Source organism: Enhygromyxa salina, from assembly GCF_002994615.1.
Taxonomy (GTDB): domain Bacteria; phylum Myxococcota_A; class Polyangia; order Nannocystales; family Nannocystaceae; genus Plesiocystis; species Plesiocystis salina_A.
Map to the genome: position 1 here is coordinate 1 of NZ_PVNK01000144.1, position 18,256 is coordinate 18,256.

General features: G+C 70.0%; 14 protein-coding genes. 11 read left to right on the forward strand and 3 right to left on the reverse strand.

Annotation, left to right across the window (positions count from 1 at the left end; all coding sequences use genetic code 11):
• Positions 1-210: 210 nt before the first annotated feature.
• Positions 211-1,227, reverse strand: coding sequence for a threonine ammonia-lyase (locus ENSA5_RS14880; protein WP_258182858.1), 1,017 nt, complete (start codon positions 1,225-1,227; stop codon positions 211-213).
• 262 nt (positions 1,228-1,489) lie between these two features.
• On the opposite strand from ENSA5_RS14880, the gene ENSA5_RS14885 reads away from it, so the two are divergent.
• From ENSA5_RS14885 to ENSA5_RS14920, 8 genes are all read left to right on the forward strand, one after another.
• Complete coding sequence (locus ENSA5_RS14885) at positions 1,490-2,875, forward strand: Na(+)-translocating NADH-quinone reductase subunit A (RefSeq protein ID WP_106392322.1); 1,386 nt, start codon at positions 1,490-1,492, stop codon at positions 2,873-2,875.
• Positions 2,876-2,880: 5 nt separating this feature from the next.
• Positions 2,881-4,155 (forward strand): NADH:ubiquinone reductase (Na(+)-transporting) subunit B, encoded by a 1,275-nt coding sequence (locus ENSA5_RS14890; protein WP_106392323.1) that lies wholly within the window; start codon positions 2,881-2,883, stop codon positions 4,153-4,155.
• Positions 4,155-4,994: a Na(+)-translocating NADH-quinone reductase subunit C gene (locus tag ENSA5_RS14895; RefSeq protein WP_106392324.1), complete on the forward strand. Its 840-nt coding sequence runs from the start codon at positions 4,155-4,157 to the stop codon at positions 4,992-4,994. The genes ENSA5_RS14890 and ENSA5_RS14895 overlap by 1 nt, the downstream gene beginning before the upstream one ends.
• A 16-nt stretch (positions 4,995-5,010) precedes the next feature.
• Positions 5,011-5,634: an NADH:ubiquinone reductase (Na(+)-transporting) subunit D gene (locus tag ENSA5_RS14900; RefSeq protein ID WP_106392325.1), complete on the forward strand. Its 624-nt coding sequence runs from the start codon at positions 5,011-5,013 to the stop codon at positions 5,632-5,634.
• Positions 5,635-5,638: 4 nt separating this feature from the next.
• Entirely contained in the window at positions 5,639-6,241 is a 603-nt protein-coding gene (gene nqrE, locus ENSA5_RS14905) for an NADH:ubiquinone reductase (Na(+)-transporting) subunit E (RefSeq protein WP_106392326.1), read from the forward strand.
• Positions 6,242-6,329: 88 nt separating this feature from the next.
• Entirely contained in the window at positions 6,330-7,550 is a 1,221-nt protein-coding gene (gene nqrF, locus ENSA5_RS14910; protein WP_444843368.1) for an NADH:ubiquinone reductase (Na(+)-transporting) subunit F, read from the forward strand.
• A gap of 93 nt (positions 7,551-7,643) precedes the next feature.
• A complete protein-coding gene (locus ENSA5_RS14915) occupies positions 7,644-8,792 on the forward strand; it encodes an FAD:protein FMN transferase (protein ID WP_219906791.1) in 1,149 nt (382 codons plus the stop codon).
• Between the two features lie 59 nt (positions 8,793-8,851).
• Positions 8,852-9,088, forward strand: coding sequence for a (Na+)-NQR maturation NqrM (locus tag ENSA5_RS14920; protein ID WP_106392329.1), 237 nt, complete (start codon positions 8,852-8,854; stop codon positions 9,086-9,088).
• Between the two features lie 40 nt (positions 9,089-9,128).
• Here the strand turns inward: ENSA5_RS14920 and ENSA5_RS14925 are convergent, their stop codons facing one another.
• On the reverse strand, positions 9,129-10,217 hold the full coding sequence (locus ENSA5_RS14925; protein WP_106392330.1) for a M28 family peptidase: 1,089 nt from the start codon (positions 10,215-10,217) through the stop codon (positions 9,129-9,131).
• 169 nt (positions 10,218-10,386) lie between these two features.
• On the opposite strand from ENSA5_RS14925, the gene ENSA5_RS14930 reads away from it, so the two are divergent.
• Entirely contained in the window at positions 10,387-11,826 is a 1,440-nt protein-coding gene (locus ENSA5_RS14930; RefSeq protein WP_106392331.1) for an exonuclease SbcCD subunit D C-terminal domain-containing protein, read from the forward strand.
• Positions 11,823-15,854 carry an AAA family ATPase gene (locus ENSA5_RS14935; RefSeq protein WP_106392332.1) on the forward strand — a complete coding sequence of 1,344 codons (4,032 nt, stop codon included), beginning with the start codon at positions 11,823-11,825 and terminating at the stop codon, positions 15,852-15,854. The genes ENSA5_RS14930 and ENSA5_RS14935 overlap by 4 nt, the downstream gene beginning before the upstream one ends.
• A 398-nt stretch (positions 15,855-16,252) precedes the next feature.
• Here ENSA5_RS14935 and ENSA5_RS14940 read toward each other — a convergent pair whose 3' ends face one another.
• Positions 16,253-16,915, reverse strand: coding sequence for a nucleotide-binding protein (locus ENSA5_RS14940; protein ID WP_181197765.1), 663 nt, complete (start codon positions 16,913-16,915; stop codon positions 16,253-16,255).
• A gap of 118 nt (positions 16,916-17,033) precedes the next feature.
• Between ENSA5_RS14940 and ENSA5_RS14945 the strand changes: the two genes are divergently transcribed.
• Positions 17,034-18,224: an amino acid adenylation domain-containing protein gene (locus tag ENSA5_RS14945; protein ID WP_146155713.1), complete on the forward strand. Its 1,191-nt coding sequence runs from the start codon at positions 17,034-17,036 to the stop codon at positions 18,222-18,224.
• The last annotated feature ends 32 nt before the right edge of the window (positions 18,225-18,256 follow it).

The window sequence follows — 18,256 nt, forward strand, 5'->3', positions numbered from 1 at the left end:
GGTGGGCTGGTATGAGCTGGGCGATGGGTTGCGTGGCCCCCAGAGGGGGGCTCGGTTTACTGTGGGTGGGGGGCTGCTAGTACGAGCCGAGAGGCGAGCGTTTTGGGGGAGCGGAGGGGGCTTCGCCGCCGGAGCGAGGGGCCTTTTCGAAAGGCCCCTTGAAGACTAGAAGGCCTGAGTCGAGCGCGGAGCGCTCGATTCAGGGCTGGACTAGATGGTTGGCCCGGTTTGGGCGAGGAGCTTTGCGAAGGTCGCTTCGTCGATGTTGCTGCCGCAGACGATTGCGCCGACGCGGGCGTTGGCGAGGCGGGAGTGGAGGGGGCCGAGGAGGGCGGCTGTGGTCGCGGCGCCCGCGGGCTCGACGGCGAGCTTGGCGTCGCGAAACAGGAGGCGCATGGCGTCGCGGAGCTGATCGTCGTCGACGAGGACGAGCTCGTCGACGTGGCGGCGGCACAGCTCGAAGCTGTAGGGCTTCGCGTAGGGCGCACCGAGGCTGTCGGCGATCGTGCGCACGGCGTCGATGGATTGAGGCGCGCCCGCGGCGAAGCTGCGGTGCATGCTGTCGGCGCCGATGGGCTCGACGCCAAAGACCTGGCAGCTGGGCGCGGCGAGCTTGACCGCGGCGGCCACCCCCGCGCACAGACCCCCGCCGCCGATCGGGACGATCACGGCGTCGAGCTCGGTGCCCGCCGCGCGGGCCTGCTCGATTAGCTCGAGGCCAACCCCGGCGGTGCCGAGCGCGGTCAGCGGGCCCTCGAAGGGGTGCACGAAGGTCCGGCCCTCGTCCTGCGCGATGCGCTCGACCTCGCGAAAGCCGACGTGAACGTCGTCGACGAGGACGACCTCGGCACCGTAGCGGCGGCAGCCCTCCACGCGGCTGGGGTTGGCGTTGGCCGGCATCACGACCTTGGCGCTGGTGCCGAGGACCTGCGCGGCGTAGCCGACCGCCATCGCATGGTTGCCCGCGCTGATCGCCGTGACGCCGCGGGCGAGGGCGGCCGGATCGAGGGTCCGCATGACCGTGAGCGCGCCCCGAGGCTTGAAGCTGCCCGCGCGCTGCAGCAGCTCGAGCTTGAGCCAGACTGGCGCGTCCCCTTGGCGAGCTTCGCTGAGCGCGGGGCTGCGCCAGGCCCACAGCGGCGTCTCGACGATCCACGGCTCGATCGCCGCTCGAGCGGCCCGGATCGCCTCGACGGAGCAGGGTCCCAGGTCCGCTTCGTTGGTCACGCGGTCCACTATCGCAGCTCGACCGAGCTCGCGTTCGGAGATCGGATCCACGCACGGACGCCACGAAATCCGGTGAGCTAGCTCAACCCCAGCCACGCTTCGCCGCGTTGCGCGAACACGCCTGCGCGTCGCGTCGCGTTGGTTGCGCCCAGGACTCAGCCAAGACCCTCGAAACGCAACGGAACCGCTTTCGTTGTCGCGATGGACCGGGTACAAAGCGGCCGCGAGCGGGCTCCGAGAGCGACCGCCGCACACGAGAGACATGGCCGTACACACGATCAAAAAAGGCCTGGACCTGCCGATCACCGGGGCGCCCGAACAGAAGATCGAGGCTGCACCCGCGGTGACCCGCGTCGCCGTCGTCGCCGCCGACTATCCCGGCATGAAGCCGCGGATGCACATCAAGGTCGGCGAGTCGGTCAAGCGAGGGCAGGCCCTGTTTGAGGATCGCAAGAGCGAGGGCGTGATGTTCACGGCGCCCGGTGCCGGCAAGGTCGCCGCGATCAACCGCGGCGAGTTCCGTGCGCTGCAGTCGGTGGTCATCGAGCTCAGCGCCAGCGAGCGCGAGGGCAAGCCCGCCGCCGACGAATTCCAGGCGTTCGAGAGCTACGCCGAGGGCACCGCGCCCGCCAAGCTCTCGCGCGCGCAGGTCGTCGCGCTGCTGCAGGAGTCGGGGATGTGGACGGCGATCCGGGCCCGGCCCTTCGGTCGCGTGCCGCCGCCGAGCTCGGCGCCGCCGCGCTCGGTCTTCGTCACGGCCGCGGACACCAACCCCCACGCGCCCTCGGTCGAGCAGGTCCTCGCGGGCCGCGAGAAAGACTTCGAGGCCGGCCTCGCGGTCGTGGCCAAGCTGACTTCGGGCAAGGTCTACGTGTGCAAGGGCGCGGGCACCAAGGTCCCGACCGGCAAGATCTCCAACGTCCAGCTCGAAGAATTTCACGGCCCGCACCCGGCCGGCACCGTCGGCGTCCACATCCACACCCTCGACCCGGTCAGCCGCGACAAGACCGTGTGGCACGTCGGCTACCAAGACGTGATCCTGATCGGCCGCCTGTTCGCGACCGGCAAGCTCGACACCGAGCGGGTCATCAGCGTCGCCGGGCCCACGGTTCGCAAGCCGAAGCTCATCACCACGCGGCTCGGCGCGTCGATCGACGAGCTCGTCGACGGCGCGCTCGAGAAGGTCGAGAACCGGGTGATCTCCGGCTCGGTGCTCTCGGGCCGCAAGAGCATGGGCGAGATCCACGGCTACCTCGGCCGCTACCACCTGCAGATCTCCGCCCTGCGCGAAGGTCGCGAGCGTGAATTTCTCGGCTGGCTCAAGCCAGGGGCCGACATGTTCTCGACCTCGGGCGCCTACGTATCTTCACTGACCCCGAACAAGAAGTTCGACTTCACGACCGCGCTCAACGGGTCGCACCGCCACATGGTGCCGCTCGGGATGTACGAGCGCGTGTTTCCCTTCGACATCCTGCCGACCTTCTTGCTGCGGGCGATCCTCGTAAAAGATGTGGGCCGCGCCGAGGAACTCGGTGTGCTCGAACTCGACGAAGAGGATGTCGCGCTGTGCACCTTCGTGTGCCCCGGCAAGCAGGACTACGGTCCCGTCTTGCGGGACAACCTCGAAACCATCTGGAAGGAAGGCTGAGCGCGATGGACTTCCTGCGCCAACAACTCGACAAGCTCTCGCATCACTTCGAGAAGGGCGGCAAGTACGAAGCCCTGTACCCGCTCTACGAGGCCCCCGATACGATCCTCTACACGCCCGGGACGGTCACCAAGGCCGCCTCGCACGTGCGTGATCAGCTCGATCAGAAGCGGATGATGATCACGGTCGTCCTCGCGCTGCTGCCGATCTGTCTGTTCGCGTGCTGGAACACCGGCTACCAGGCGGCGCTCGCAATCGGCGGAGGCGCCGCGCCGCTGGCCAACTGGCAGACCTGGGTCTTCGAGGCGCTCGGGCTCGAGTACAACGTCCACAACCACTTTGCGTGTGGCTTTCTCGGGTTCCTGTACTTCTTCCCGGTCTGGGTGACGGTCGGGTTGATCGGCGGACACGTCGAGCTCGTGTTCTCGATCATCCGCAAGCACGAGATCACCGAGGGCTTCCTCGTCACCTGGTTCCTGTTTGCGCTGACCTTGCCCCCGACGATCCCCCTGTGGATGGTCGCCGTCGGCATCGCGTTCGGCGTGACCCTGGGCAAGGAGGTGTTCGGCGGCGTCGGCATGAACGTCATGAACCCCGCGCTCGTCTCGCGCGCGTTCTTGTTCTTCGCCTATCCCGCCGCGATGTCCGGTGACGCGGTCTGGGTCGCGGCCGAGAACACCGACACCTTCACGGGCGCGACCTGGCTCGGCGTCGCGGCCGACGCCAAGAACGGCGGCATGGCCGCGCTCGAGGCCAACCCGGATCTGTGGATGGACTCCTTCATCGGCGTGATCCCCGGGTCGATGGGCGAGACCTCCGCGCTCTTGTGCCTGGTCGGAGCCATCATCCTGGTCGTGACCAAGATCGGCTCGTGGCGGACGATGGCCGGCGTGGTCGTCGGGACCGTGGCGATGGCGCTGATGCTCAACGCGATCGGCTCCGACACCAACCCGATGTTCGCCATGGGCCCCGAGTGGCACATGGTCCTCGGCGGCTGGGCCTTCGGCATGGTCTTCATGGCCACCGACCCGGTCTCGTCGGCGTTCACGGACATCGGCAAGCTGATCTATGGCTTCTTCATCGGGGTGTTCGTGATCCTCGTTCGGGTCGTCAACCCCGGCTACCCCGAAGGCATGATGCTGGCGATCCTGTTCATGAACATGTTCGCGCCCCTGATCGATCACTTCGTGGTCCAGGCCAACGTCAAGCGCCGCAACGCGCGCTACAAGGCTGGCGCCGGGGCTGACGCGGGGTCCGAGACCGCCAAGGAGGCTCACTGATGGCGTCGTCCAAGAAAGACAGCCCCGGGTACATCGCAGCCTTCGCGCTGGGTGTGTGCCTCGTCTGTTCGCTGGGTGTGTCGAGCACCGCGATCTTCCTCGCCGACCGCCAAGACGAGAACGCGACCGTCGACCGCCAAAAGAAGGTCCTGGCCGTCGCCGGTCTGCTCAAGCCCGGCAAGGAGCCCGGCAACGCCGAGGTTCAGAGCCTGTTCGAGGAGCGGCTGGTCCCGCAGCTCGTCAACCTGAAGACCGGCGAGGTCATCGCCGACGTCGAGGGCATCGGTCCTGCCGAGTACGAGCCGATGAAGGCCGCGAAGGCCGCGAAGCTCACGGCGCCGGCCAACGAGGCCAAGGTCCGCTTCCTGCCCGAGGTCTCGAAGATCTACTACCTGGTCGACGACAAGCGTCAGGTCAAGAAGATCATCCTCCCGATCGAGGGCTACGGGCTGTGGGGCTTCCTCTACGGCTACCTGGCCCTGGAGTCCGACGGCGTGACCATCTCCGGCATCACCTACTACAAGCACGCCGAGACCCCCGGGCTCGGCGGCGAGGTCGACAACCCGACCTGGAAGGGGTCCTGGAAGGGCAAGAAGGCCTTCGACGAGGGCAGCAACGAGGTTGCGATCGCCGTGGTCAAGAACGCCCAGGGTGAGCACCAGGTCGACGCGCTGTCTGGCGCGACGATCACCAGCCGCGGCGTGACCAACATGATGAACTTCTGGCTCGGCGAGCACGGCTTTGGGCCGTACTTGGCCAAGGTCCGCGACCAGGGTCCGCCCACGGTCGTCGGTGACGCCGCGAGTAACAACCCAAGCAAGCCGGCCGAGGGCGCCTGACAGGGAGATTTCCACAATGGCCAAAAAAGCTAAGGAAGTCCTGTTCGACCCGCTGTTGAACACCAATCCAATCGCCGTTCAGGTGCTGGGCATCTGCTCGGCGTTGGCGGTGACCAGCAAGCTCGAGACGGCGATCGTCATGTCGATCGCCCTGACCGTGGTCGTGGCGCTGTCGAACCTGTCGATCAGCATCATCCGCGAGCACATCCCGTCGAGCATCCGCATCATCGTTCAGCTGACGATCATCGCCTCGCTGGTGATCGTCACCGACCAGATCCTCAAGGCCTTCGTCTACGACGTGGCCATGCAGCTGTCGGTCTTCGTCGGGCTGATCATCACCAACTGCATCGTCATGGGCCGCGCAGAGGCCTTTGCGATGCAAAACGAACCCTGGCCGAGCTTCGTCGACGGTGTCGGCAACGGCCTCGGCTACAGCCTGATCCTGATCTCGGTCGGCCTCGTCCGCGAGCTGCTCGGGTCGGGTCAGATCCTCGGCGTCTCGGTCATGCCGCTGGTCACCGAGGGTGGCTGGTACACGCCCAACGGCCTCATGGTCCTGTCGCCGGCCGCGTTCTTCTTGATTGGCGTGGCGATCTGGATCATGCGGACCATCAACCCCGATCTCATCGAGGAGGAGTAAGCCCATGCTCGAGCATTATCTCAGCCTCCTGACCAAGGCCGTGTTCATCGAGAACATGGCGCTGGCCTTCTTCTTGGGCATGTGCTCGTTCTTGGCGGTCTCGCAGCGAGTCAAGACCTCGATCGGGCTCGGCGCCGCGGTCGTGTTCGTGCTCGCGGTGACCTGCCCGCTGAACTCGCTGCTCTATCACGGGCTGCTCAAGGAAGACTCGTACTTCCTCAACGGCATCGACCTCTCGTTCCTCAACTTTCTCACCTTCATCGGGACGATCGCGGCCGCCGTGCAGATCGTCGAGATGACCCTCGAGAAGTACGCTCCAGCGCTCTACGCGGCGTTGGGCGTGTTCTTGCCGCTGATCGCGGTCAACTGCGCGATCCTCGGGGCGAGCCTGTTCATGGTCGACCGCGACTACCACGTGGCTGACTCGCTGGTGTTCGGGTTTGGATCAGGCCTCGGCTTCGCTCTTGCGATCGCCGCGCTGGCCGCGATCCGCGAGAAGATGCGCTACTCCGACGTGCCGCTCGGGCTGCGCGGGCTCGGCATCACCTTCATCGTCACTGGGCTCATGGCCATCGGGTTCATGATGTTCGGTGGCATCTCTTTGTAGGGAGAACCTCACGATGTTCGAAACTCTACCGATGCTGCTGGCCGCGGCCGAGGCCGAGGCTGCCACGGTCGCCGAGATGTCCAACGGCATGATGGTCGCGCTCTCGACCGGCATGTTCGTGGCCATCGTCCTTGGCCTCGTGGTGGTCATCGTCGTTGCGCGCAAGCAGCTGGTGAACACCGCCGACGTCACGATCTTGATCAACGACGACGACAACAAGGCCCTCAAGGTCCCGGCGGGCTCGACGCTGCTCAACACCCTCGCGGCCAACAAGATCTTCATCCCCTCGGCCTGCGGTGGCATGGGCTCGTGCGGGGTCTGCAAGGTCCACGTCAAGGACGGCGGCGGCGCGGTCTTGCCGACCGAGGTCGGCTGGCTGACCCGCGGCGAGATGCGCGAGGGCTGCCGTCTCTCGTGCCAGGTCAAGGTCAAGCAAGACATGAAGATCGAGGTCGAGCCCGAGATCTTCAGCGTCCGCAAGTGGGAGTGCACGGTCCGCAGCAACCACAACGTCGCGACCTTCATCAAGGAGCTGATCCTCAACCTGCCCGAGGGCGAAGAGGTCCCCTTCCGAGCCGGCGGCTACATCCAGATCGAGTGCCCGCCGCACACGGCCCACTACAAGGACTTCGACATCGAGGAGGAGTACCGGGGCGACTGGGATCGCTTCGACATGTGGCGCTTCACCTCCGTCGTCGAAGAGGACGTCGTCCGGGCCTACTCGATGGCCAACTACCCGGAGGAGAAGGGCATCATCATGCTCAACGTCCGGGTCGCGTCGCCTCCGCCGCGTCAGCCCCACCTCCCGCCGGGCCAGATGTCGTCGTACATCTTCAACCTCAAGCCTGGCGACAAGGTCACGATCTCGGGCCCCTACGGCGAGTTCTTCGCCCGCGACACCGACGCCGAGATGGTCTTCATCGGCGGCGGCGCCGGGATGGCGCCGATGCGCTCGCACATCTTCGACCAGTTCAAGCGGCTCCGCACGGACCGCAAGGTCACCTTCTGGTACGGGGCGCGCTCGCTGCGTGAGGCCTTCTACGTCGATCACTTCGACGGGATCGCCGAGGAGTTCCCGAACTTCGAGTGGACGCTGGCGCTGTCGGATCCGTTGCCCGAGGACAACTGGGAGGGGCCCACGGGCTTCATCCACCAGGTCGCCTACGACGAGTACCTGAAGGATCACCCGGCGCCCGAGGACTGCGAGTTCTACATCTGCGGGCCACCGATGATGAACCAGGCCGTCATCAAGATGGCGCTCCAGCTCGGGGTCGAGCCCGAGAACGTGATGTTCGACGACTTCGGCTGAGCCAGGAGCGTCGAGATGAAGCGGGCGGGACCTTGGTCTCGCCCGCTTTGCGTTTGGGCGGGTCCTCGCTCGTGGAGTACCTTTTGCGCGCACGTGAGCGACGTCCCCCGCACCCACTCGGCAGCCAACGCCGGCCGCAGCCCCGCGGCGATCGTACTCGTCGGGCTGCTCGGCCTCGCGGGCATGGTCTACCTGATCTGGCCCAAGCGCCCGGCGGTCGAGCACACCGTCGCGAGCGAGGCTGGCTCGGCCTGGGAGCTGCGCGCCGACAAGGCCGTGCTCAGCGGCTCGACCATGGGCACGAGCTTCACCGTCGTGCTCGCTGGCGAAGGCCTCGAGCGCGCGGGCCTCGAGCAGCTGCAGGCCGAGATCGACGCCGAGCTCGCGTCCGTCAACGCGCAGATGTCGACCTACCTCGACGACTCGGAGCTGAGCCGCTTCAACGCCGCGGGGGCAGGGGCCGCGGTCGAGGTCAGCGCTGACCTGCTCGAGGTCGTGGCCCTCGCGCGGCAGGTCAACGAGCGCAGCGGCGGCGCCTTCGACGTCACCGTGGGACCCCTGGTCGACGCCTGGGGCTTTGGCCCTGGCCAGGCGGATCCGAGCGAGCGACGCGAGCTGTCCGACGCGCAGATCGACGAGCTCCGGGCCGTGGTCGGGGACGCCAGGCTCGAGCTCGACCTCGACGGCTTGACCCTGAAAAAACCCGTCGACGGGCTGCACGTGGATCTCTCGGCGATCGCCAAGGGCCACGGCTGCGACCGCGTCGCGGCGCTCGTCGACGCCGCCGGTCACGAGCACTACATGATCGAGATCGGCGGCGAGGTCCGGGTCAAGGGCCTCAACCCCGGGGGCGATCCGTGGCGCGTCGGTATCGAGCGGCCGACGGCCGACGGCGCGGGCTCGCGCGCGGTCCAGGCGATCGTGCGCGTGTCCGACGTCGCCGTTGCGACGAGCGGCGACTACCGCAACTACTGGGAGCGGGACGGCGTCCGTTACTCGCACACGATCGATCCCCGCAGCGGCCGGCCGATCGACCATCGCCTCGCGAGCGTGACCGTCGTCCACCCCGAGTCGGCCGCGCTCGCCGACGCGTGGGCGACCGCGCTCAACGTCCTCGGCCCCGACGAGGGCCTCGCCCTGGCGGAGCAGATCGGGCTCGCCGCCTACTTCCTCGTCCGCACGGACGAAGGATTCGAGGTCCGCGCCACCGCGCCCTTTGCTCGCTATTCGGACTCCAAGTAGTTGAAATTACTCGGGCCCGTGGCAACGACGGGTTTAGGCCGTACACTCGGGGCGCAGGCATGCAGATCATCTTTTTGACCTTCGGCATCGTCGCCGCGCTCATGGCTGGCATGGCGGTCGGCGTGATCTTCTCGAACAAGCCGCTGCGGGGCTCGTGTGGTGGCGTCGGCAACAGCTGCGCCTGCGAAGAGGCCGGGACCCCGGGCGCGTGCAAGACCGAAGGCGGCCCCGATCAGGCCGCGATGGCGGTCGAGTTCAAGGCCCCCGGCGAGCTGATGCAGCTTCGAAAGAGCTGAAGGCAGCGGGCTCAGGGGCTGAGGGCAGGGGCTGAGAGCCTCAGGGCGTCATGCCCAGCGACTCGGCCGTGGCCGCGACCGTCGTCGCGAGGACGCTGGTCGCAAAGTCATGGTCGAGCAGCTCGACCGCGTCCTCGCCCGTCTGGCAGTGGTAGTTGGCGTAGCGAAAGTTCGACGTGTCGGTGAGCATGACCGCCGGGATGTCGACCTCCCAGAAGGCCGCGTGGTCCGAGCGGCGCAGATCCGCGAGCAGCGGCGAGTTCTTGAGGTCAGCGGGCACCGGGAGCAGCACCGCCGACAGCCCGAAGCCCGCCGCGTAGGTCATGAAGGGCTCGACCTCGGGCACGCCCGCCTCGTCGACGACCACGGCCACGAAGTCGCCACGATACTGATTGGCCTCGAGCTCCTGGACCTGGTCGGGGAACAGCAGCTCGAAGCCGTCGGGCACCGTCTGGGAGTCGGGCGCGTCGTCGCGATAGCCGATCATCTCGAAGTTCCAGTTGAACAGGATCTGACCGCCGTTGCTGGTCGCGGCGTCGACGTAGGCCTCGGCGCCGAGCAGCCCGTCCTCTTCCTCGTCCCAGCACGCGACGATCAGCGTGCGCGGGAACTCGGCCTGGGACAGGACCCGGGCGGCCTCGAGCACCCCCGCGGTCCCGCTCGCGTTGTCGTCGGCGCCCTCGCAGCCGACGAGGTGATCGTAGTGGGCCGCGACGACGATCTGCTCGTTGGGCTGCGAGCTGCCGAGCTTGCGACCGACGACGTTGACCCCCGTCGCGTAGGTGTGGAGATCGACCTCGAACCCGTACTCGGCGAAGCGCTGGGCGCACAGATCCTGGACCGCCTGCCAGTGTGGCGAGCCTGGCTCGCGGGGCTGGGCGATGAACTCGAGGTCGGCGAGGTAGCGCTCGCGCTCGACGCACTCGCCGAGCGCCCGCGGCGAGTCGGCCGGGCAGCTCGACTCACCGGTCTCGCCGGTCTCGGCGTCGTCGGTCGCGCCGGAGTCCGAGGTCGGCGCGCTGGACTCCGTGGCCGCGCTGGTCTCGGCCGCGGGGCCGTCATCGCCGCAGGCCGGGAGCGCGAGGACGAGGGCGGCGAGACCGGGCACGTACACACAGGCGCGAAACATGGGAGATTGTGGATCTCCGCCTCGCGTCCGCCAAGCCCAGGAGATCTCTTATCGTCTCCAAGACTCTCCATTGGATCTGGTTGTCCAACCGAGATATTGGGCCTGTGGACGGGTGTGCGAGCCTTGCCTGCGACCGGGGTTGGTCCCACGGGCCCGCTCTGTCCTCGTCATGCTTCGGCTGCTCCATACCAGCGACTGGCATCTCGGCCACACGCTCCACGGCCGCGATCGCCGCTTCGAGCACCAGCGCTTCTTGGCCTGGCTGCTCGACGCGCTCGTGGATGCGCGGGCCGACGCGCTGCTGATCGCTGGCGACGTGTTCGAGACCGCCAACCCGCCCGCGTCGGCGATCTCGGATCTCAGCGAGTTTCTGGCCGAGGCGCGTCGCCGAGTCCCGGACCTCGACGTGGTCGTGATCGCCGGAAACCACGACTCGGCCCTGCGCCTCGACGCGCTGGCCCCGCTGATGCGCTTCGCCAACATCCACGTCGTCGGCGGGCTGCCGCGGCGCGACGACGGCAGCATCGATCACGACCGCCTGTTGATCCCGCTGCATGACGCGTCCGGTGAGATCGGGGCCTGGCTGGCGGCGGTGCCCTTCTTGCGCGTCTCGGATCTGCATCGTGGTCAGGCCGAGGCCGAACCCGAGGCCGAGCCCGAGGCCGAGGCCGACAGCGAGGATGCGCCTGCGTGGCGCGCCGATCCGCTGATCCGCGGGGTCGAGGCGATCTACGCGAGCGCGCTGGCGGCCGCGCAGGCGAAGGCCTCGGACGGCCAGGCCGTGATCGCAACCGGGCACCTCTACATGCGCGGGACGGCGATCTCCGAGCTGAGCGAGCGCAAGATCCTCGGCGGCAACCAGCACGCGCTGCCCACGGCGATCTTCACGGACTGGGCCTACGTCGGCCTCGGTCACCTCCACCTGGCCCAGGCCGTCGAGCAGTCGGAGCTCGTCCGCTACTGCGGCTCGCCGATCCCGCTGTCGCTGACCGAGGCCGACTACCAGCATCAGGTGCTGCTCGCGAGCTTCGACGGGCCACAGCTGCGCGTGTGCCAGACCATCGAGATCCCGCGGGCCGTCGAGGTCCTGCGGATCCCCGCCGAGGGCCCCAAGGTCCTCGACGAGGTCCTGTTCGAGCTCGAGCACATGAACCTCGACGCGAGCTGCGAGCGCGAGCGGTGGCCGTGGCTCGAGGTCCGGGTCCGGCTCGACGCGCCGCACCCCGATCTGCGCACGCGGATCGATCGGGTCTTGCGTCAGCGCCCGGTTCGCCTGCTCAAGATCACCGTCGAGCACGTCGGCGTCGGTGGCAGCCTGGCCGACTTTCCCGCCCACCGTGACCTCGAGCGCATCGATCCCCAGCAGGTGTTCGTCGACTGCCACGAGCGGGCCTACGGCTCGCCGCCCGACGACGAATTGCTGGCCGCGTTTCACGAGCTGCGCGAGGCGGTCGAGCGCGGCGATCCGGCCAGCGCCGAGCTGGTCGGTGAATTGGCCGAGCCCGGGACGAGCGGAGCCGAGGCCGAGGTCGAGGCCGAGGCCGAGCCCGAGCCGAGCAGGCCCAGCGACCGCGAGGCGGCGGCCGGGCTCGGGGAGCTCTCGCCGTGAGGATCCTGGCCGTACGCGGCAAGAACCTGGCCAGCCTCGCCGGGCACTTCGAGGTCGACTTCACCAAGCAGCCCCTCGACCACGCCGGGCTGATCGCGATCACCGGTCCGACCGGGGCCGGCAAGACCACGCTGCTCGACGCGATGTGTCTGGCGCTCTTCGATCGCACGCCTCGCTTTGCGAACCGCGGCGGGGTCGTGATCGGCGGCGGGGCCGGCGATCCAGCCGGGGGCCTCCGGGCCACGGACGTGCGCGGGATCCTGCGGCACGGCGCGATCGAGGGCTGGGCCGAGGTCGACTTCCTCGGCGTCGACGAGCGGCGCTGGCGGGCGCGGTGGGAGGTTCGACGGGCGCGGGGGCGGGCCGAGGGCCGGATCCAGCACCAGCAGATGAAGCTGCTCGACCCCGTCGACGGGCGCGCGCTGTCGGCCGACCGCAAGGGCGACACGCTCGCGGCGATCGAGGCCCGCCTCGGCCTCGACTTCGATCAATTCCGTCGCTCGGTGCTGCTGGCCCAGGGCGAGTTTGCGGCCTTCTTGGAGGCCAGCGGCGGCGAGCGGGCCGAGCTGCTCGAGCGCATGACGGGGACCTGGCTGTACCGCGAGCTCGGGCGCGGGGCCTTCGAGCGGGCCAAGCAGGCCGAGCGCGAGCTCGAGCTCGCAACCCACGAGCGCGCGCAGCTCCAGATCTTGCCCGAGGCCCGCCGCGTCGAGCTCGACGCCGCGGCGATCGCCAAGCGCGAGGATCGTCGGGTGCTCGAGCTCGGGCGCGCCGAGGCCGAGGCGGGGCTGCGCTGGCATCGACGGGCCGAGGAGCTCGGGGCTGCGCTCGACCAGGCCCGCGCGAGCCTGGCCGAGCTCGAGCCGCGCCGCATCGAGCTCGAGCACGAGGAGCGCTTGCTCGCTCGGGTCGAGCGCGTGGCCGCCGTGCGCGAGCGCCTCGTGACCCGTGATCGAGGCGTCCGTGAGCTCGGTGAGCGCGAGGCCGACCTCGCCTTCGTCAATGGGGAGCTGCCGCTGATCGAAGCCCAGCTGCGCGAGTCTCAGGCCAAGCTCGCGGGTCAGGACCAGCAGCTCGAGCAGGCCCGCGAGCGCCGACGTCGGCTCGGTCCCGACATCGATCGGGCGCGGGAGCTCGACACTCGGACGGCCAGCGCGGTCGTCGAGCGCGAGCGTTTGGACGCCAAGCTCAAAGGCGCTCGCGCGGCGCTGGCGGCCTCGGACGCGCAGCTCGGCCAGCTCGAGGTCGGGATCCGCGAGGCCGCGGCTCGGCTCGCCGAGGGACGCGAGTGGCTGGCCGAGCACGCCGGGCTCGCGCCGCTGGCCGAGCACTGGCCCCACTACCGTTCGCAGCTCTCGCAGCAGCTGCGCTGGATCGAGTCCCGCGCGGAGCTGCGTCGGCGCGTGGCCGAGCTCGGACCCCGCAGCGAGAGCAGCGAGCGCGGCCTCGCCGAGGCCCGGCGAGCGTTCGAGGAGGGCCGCAAGCAGCGCCAGCTGGCGCTCAACCGGCTGCGAAGGGTCGAGCGTGACCTCGACGAGCGGCCCGCGCTCGCCCAGCTGCGCCACCGTCAGGCCGCGATCGATGACTGCCGCGAGCGTCTGGTCGCGCTCCGGATCGTCCATGAGCGACGCGAGCGCGCGGTCGCCACACAGGTCGAGCTCGACGCGGAGCAGCGCGAGCAGAAGCTCGAGCGCGACCACCGAAGCGCCGAGCGCCGCCGGGTCGAAGCCGACCTCCAGCAGACCGAGCACGAGTTTGGCGAGGCCCAGCGGGGGCTGCGAGCGCTCGAGGCCGCGCGCGATCTGGCCGAGCACCGGGCGGATCTGCGCGCGGGCGAGGCCTGCCCCGTCTGCGGCGCGACCGAGCATCCGGCGGCCGACGAGCTCGCGCCTGTCGACGCCGTCGTCGCGGGTCAGCGCGAGCGGGTCGAGGCGCTCTTGCGCCGTCGTGACGAGCTCCAGCGCGAGCAGGGCGAGCACCTCGGTCGCGAGCAGCTCGCGGGGCAGCGTCTGGTGGCGATCGATCGGCGCCGGGGGGAGCTCGCGCGCGAGCTCGACGAGCTCCAAGATGCCTGGGCCGAGGGTCTCGCCGCGGGTCCCGTGCTGCCGAGCGATCCGGATCCCGAGGGCGACGAGGCCGGGGGCGAGGGCGAGGGCGAGGGCGAGGGCGAGGGCGGTCCCGACGCGGCCGAGCCCGACGAGCAGCTCTCGTTGCTCGGGACCTCGACAAGTCGCGGCCCTGGTCGCGGCCCGGTCGTGCCTGCGCGACTCGACAGCCCCGAGCTCGGGACCGCGCTGTGGTCGGTCCAGGATCAGCTCGATCTTCGCGCGGGCGAGCTTCGACGTGCGCGCGCCGAGGTCGAGACCTTGCTCGAGGACCAGCGTGATCGGCAGGCCCAGCGCGAGGAGGCGGACCGCCTCCACGAGGAGCGGCGCGAGCGTCTCGAGGCCAGCGAGCGCGAGCGTGACCAGATCGCTCGGGAGCTCGAAGAGGCCCGGACCCGGGGGGCGGAGCTCGAGGTCGAGCTCGACGCCCGCTGGCTCGAGCTCGACGACGTCGGGCCGGCCGCGCTCGCTGCGTTGCGCCCGGGCGCGGAGCCCCAACCCAGTCACCCGGGAGCTGAGGGCCCGAGCGGAGCGGGGCGGGCGGGTCGCAGGCCCGAGCCAGGAGACGCCAAAGACAGCGAGGTCGGCGCGGCATCGGACTTTCGCGCTCAGCTGACGGACCGCGGGCAGGAGCTGCTCGCCGAGTTCGACGCGGGGGTCCAGCGCTTCTTGGCGATGCGCCAGACCTGCGAGCGGTCCGCAGAGGGGGTCCGCGCGCTCGAGACCCGCCGAGCGGAGCTGAGCTCGCAGCGTCAGGCTCGGGTCGAGGCCTCCGCGCTCGTCGAGGCCGAGCGGGCCGAGCTCGACGCGGCGCTCGAGCGGCTTCGCGCCGAGCGAGCCCAGCTGCTCGAAGGCGCCAGCGTGGCCGAGCTCGTGCGCGAGCTCGAGACCAACATCGAGCTCGCCAGCCGAGCTCGAGAGGCCAGCAAGGACGGCCTCGCCAAGGTCGAGCGCGAGCTCCAAGCCCAGCGGACCCGGGCCCACACCCTGGCCGAGCAGGTCGCCGCGCTCCGCTCACGCAGCGAGGAGGCCCAGCGCGCGCTCGACTCGGCGCTCGTGGACGCCGAGGTCGATCAGGCCGCGCTCGACGAGCTGCTCGCGCGCGAGGAGCTCTGGTCCGAGGGTTGGATCGGCCGCACGCGTCGCGCGGTCGACGAGGCCCGGGCCGAGCTCGCGCGTCGCCGGGCCGTGGTCGGCGAGCGCGAGCGGGTCGTCGCCGAGCATGAGGACAGCGGCCGACCCGAGCTGACCCGCGAGCACGCCCAGCGGCGCCGGACCGAGCTCGACGCCCGCGACGAGGTCCTGCGCCGGGAGCTGTTCGAGCTCGAGCACGAGCTGCGCCGCGACAGCGAAGATCGAGCCCAGGCCGAGCTCCTGGCCCCGCGCCTGCGCGCGCGCGAGCACGCTGCGCGGGTCTGGGGCCGGCTGCGCGACGCGATCGGCAGCGCGAGCGGAGACAAATTTCAAAAGTTCGCCCAGAGCCTGACCCTCGAGCTGCTCCTGGCCCAGGCCAACGCCCAGCTCCGCGATCTCAAGCCGCGCTACGCCCTCGCGCGGGTGCCCAACCACGACCTCGAGCTTCAGCTCGTCGATCATGATCTCGGCGACGAGGTCCGCAGCATCCGGGGCCTGTCGGGCGGCGAAAAATTCCTCGTCTCGCTCGCCCTCGCCCTCGCCCTCGCCAGCCTCTCGGCCGAGGACTGCCGGATCGACTCATTGTTCATCGACGAGGGCTTCGGGACCCTCGACGCCCACAGCCTCGACGTCGCGGTCAGCACCCTCGACACCCTCCAGGCCGAGGGCCGCCAGATCGGCGTGATCTCCCACGTCCCGGGCCTCGCCGAGCGCGTCGGAGTCGAGGTCCGGGTCGAGCCCGTGTCCTCGGGCCGCAGCCGCGTGCGCGTGGTCGGCCCGCGGTCCTAGATCTGTCCCAGCCGACCGAGGGCGCGACCGCTCGAGGCCGTGCGTGGCAAAGTAGCTGACGACCGCGGGGGTCAAAAACAGCCCCCTTTTAGGGGGCCACGCGAACGACTGCGAAGCTCATCCCAGCCCACCGAGCGACCGAGCGCAGCGAGGGCGCGACCGGCCGCTTGCGGCCGTGCGTGGCAGAGTCGCAGATGGCCGCGGGGGTCCAAAGCAGCCCCCTTTAGGGGGCCACGCAAACGACTGCGAAGCTCATCCCAGCCCACCGAGGGAGGGAGCGGAGCGACCGACCGACCGGCCGCTTGCGGCCGTGCGTGGCAGAGTCGCAGATGGCCGGGGGGGGGTCATAGACAACCGGCCGTGCGTGGCAGAGTCGCTAACGGCCGGGGGGGTCATAGTCAATGCCGAAGTTGGTGGCTGTCGCTGTAGCGTGTGCGCAGGGCCTCGATCGCCTCGAGCAGCTCGTTGATGTCGCGGGCGGCCGGGCCTGCGGGGGCGTCGAGGCTCGCGGTCGAGCCGTGGGCCATGGCCTCGGGGTGGGCGACGCGGCGCGCGACGCTGCACGCGAGCACGGGCAGCCCGAGCGCGCGCAGATCGTTGGGCAGCGCGGCGCCGATCGTCGTGCGCGGATCGACGGCGTTGGGGACCACGGCCACCTGCATGCGAAAATTGGCCAGCGAGCGTGCGCACACGCAGGTCTCGACGGTGTCGACGGCGGCCCAGGCGTCCATCGGGCTCGGCCGGCAGGGGACCAGCATCAGCTCGGCGACCTCGGCCACGAGGGCGAGGGCGTCGGGGTCCGTGGGGGTGTCGATCACGGTCAGGTCATGGCCGTAGGCGAGGCCACGGAGGCGCTCGGCCTGGCCGGGCGCGACCCCGGGCAGGCGCAGGGTCGTGGGGGCGAGCGAGCCGGCACCGAGCGACCACGCGTGGGCGTCGCCACGGGGGTCGAGATCAACGAGCAGGGTCCGGCGCCCACGTGCGCGTGCCTCGGCAGCTAGGGCCACGGCGAGCGTCGTTCGTCCGGTCCCGCCCTTGAGGCCTGCGAGTGCGAGGAGCATGGGCGGTACGGTATCGATCCGATCGATCCCGTCCAATTTCTGGCGCATTCGGCCTCGAACTGCAACACGCGTGATGAGCTCGACCCGAGTCCGCCTCGTTCGCGCTACGATCGTCGTGATGACGCGGCGAGACCACCCTGGCGGCGATCTAGTCGGCGCGCTCGCGACCGCGACGGGCTCGAGTCGCGCCGATGATCTTCACGGCGACGCGGATCGTGTCAGCGATCTACCGAGCGATCCGCCTGGTCAACCCACGCGCGATCGATCGCGTCGAGCACGAAGCGATCTGCCACGCGATCTACTGCGAGAACCAGGCGCCGATCTCGACAGCGAGGGCGATCTCGGAGGCGATCCCGACGACGACTCAGATCTGGTGTGGTTCGAGCCCGAGGAGCTCGCGGCGGCCTCGCGTGTGGAGCTCGGGGAAGGGCCGGGCGCGGGTGTCGAGCCCGGCGGCGAGGGCCTGCTTTGCCGCGCGCCGCGATCGCAGCAGCTGCTCGGCGCGGTCTCGGGCCCCGGGGTCTGTCTGGCCGCGCTGCCGGGCTGGCCGTCCGCGGGCGCGGCAGGGCAGGGGCTCGGCCCCGCGCTCGCGCAGCTCGTCGGCGAGCTGCGCCCGGGCGACGTCGTCGTGGTTGGCGGAGCGGCGCGCGGGGTCGGCCGCACGAGCTTGCTCGCCCAGCTCAGCGACGGTCTCGCGCTGCGCCAGATCCCCGGGCAGGCGCAGACGCCGGTCGTGTGCGTCACCGAGGAGACGCCGGCCCTGTGGCGCGCTCGCAGCCTCGCGCGCTGGTCGGGGCTCGACGCCCGGGTCTTCGTCGATCCGGGCCAGGCCCGCCGCGAGCCCGAGCTGGCCGCACGCGTGGCGGCCTTTGCCCAGAGCGCGTGGGCCGAGCTCGATCGACGCCAGCGCTTCGTCGACGCCCGCGCGTTCGCGGGTCCAGACGCCCGCGCCGAGCTGCTCGCGGCGCTGCGACGCTGGCGGGCCGAGCTCGCTCCCGACGCCGCGCACGCGGTCTGGCCGGTCGTGGTCGTCGATCCGCTCGAGCAGCTCGAGGGTGGCCCCGCGGATGCCTTGGCCGAGCTCGCCGAGCTCGCGTCCGATGAGGGGCTGATCGTGCTAGCGAGCTGCGACGAGCCCCGACCCGAGCACACCCGCCGCCTCGATCGTCACGCCGGCGTGCGCCTCCGGGCCACGCCGATCGCCTCCGACGGCCTCGAGCTCGAGCTGTGCCATCGGCGCCTGGGCCCGGGCGGGTGCGTGGGCCTGCGCTGGGATCGCGCGAGCGGTCGAATCGAGCCGTCGGCCTGACCCTCGCTTGTGGACCTGCGCCGCCGGCCGGA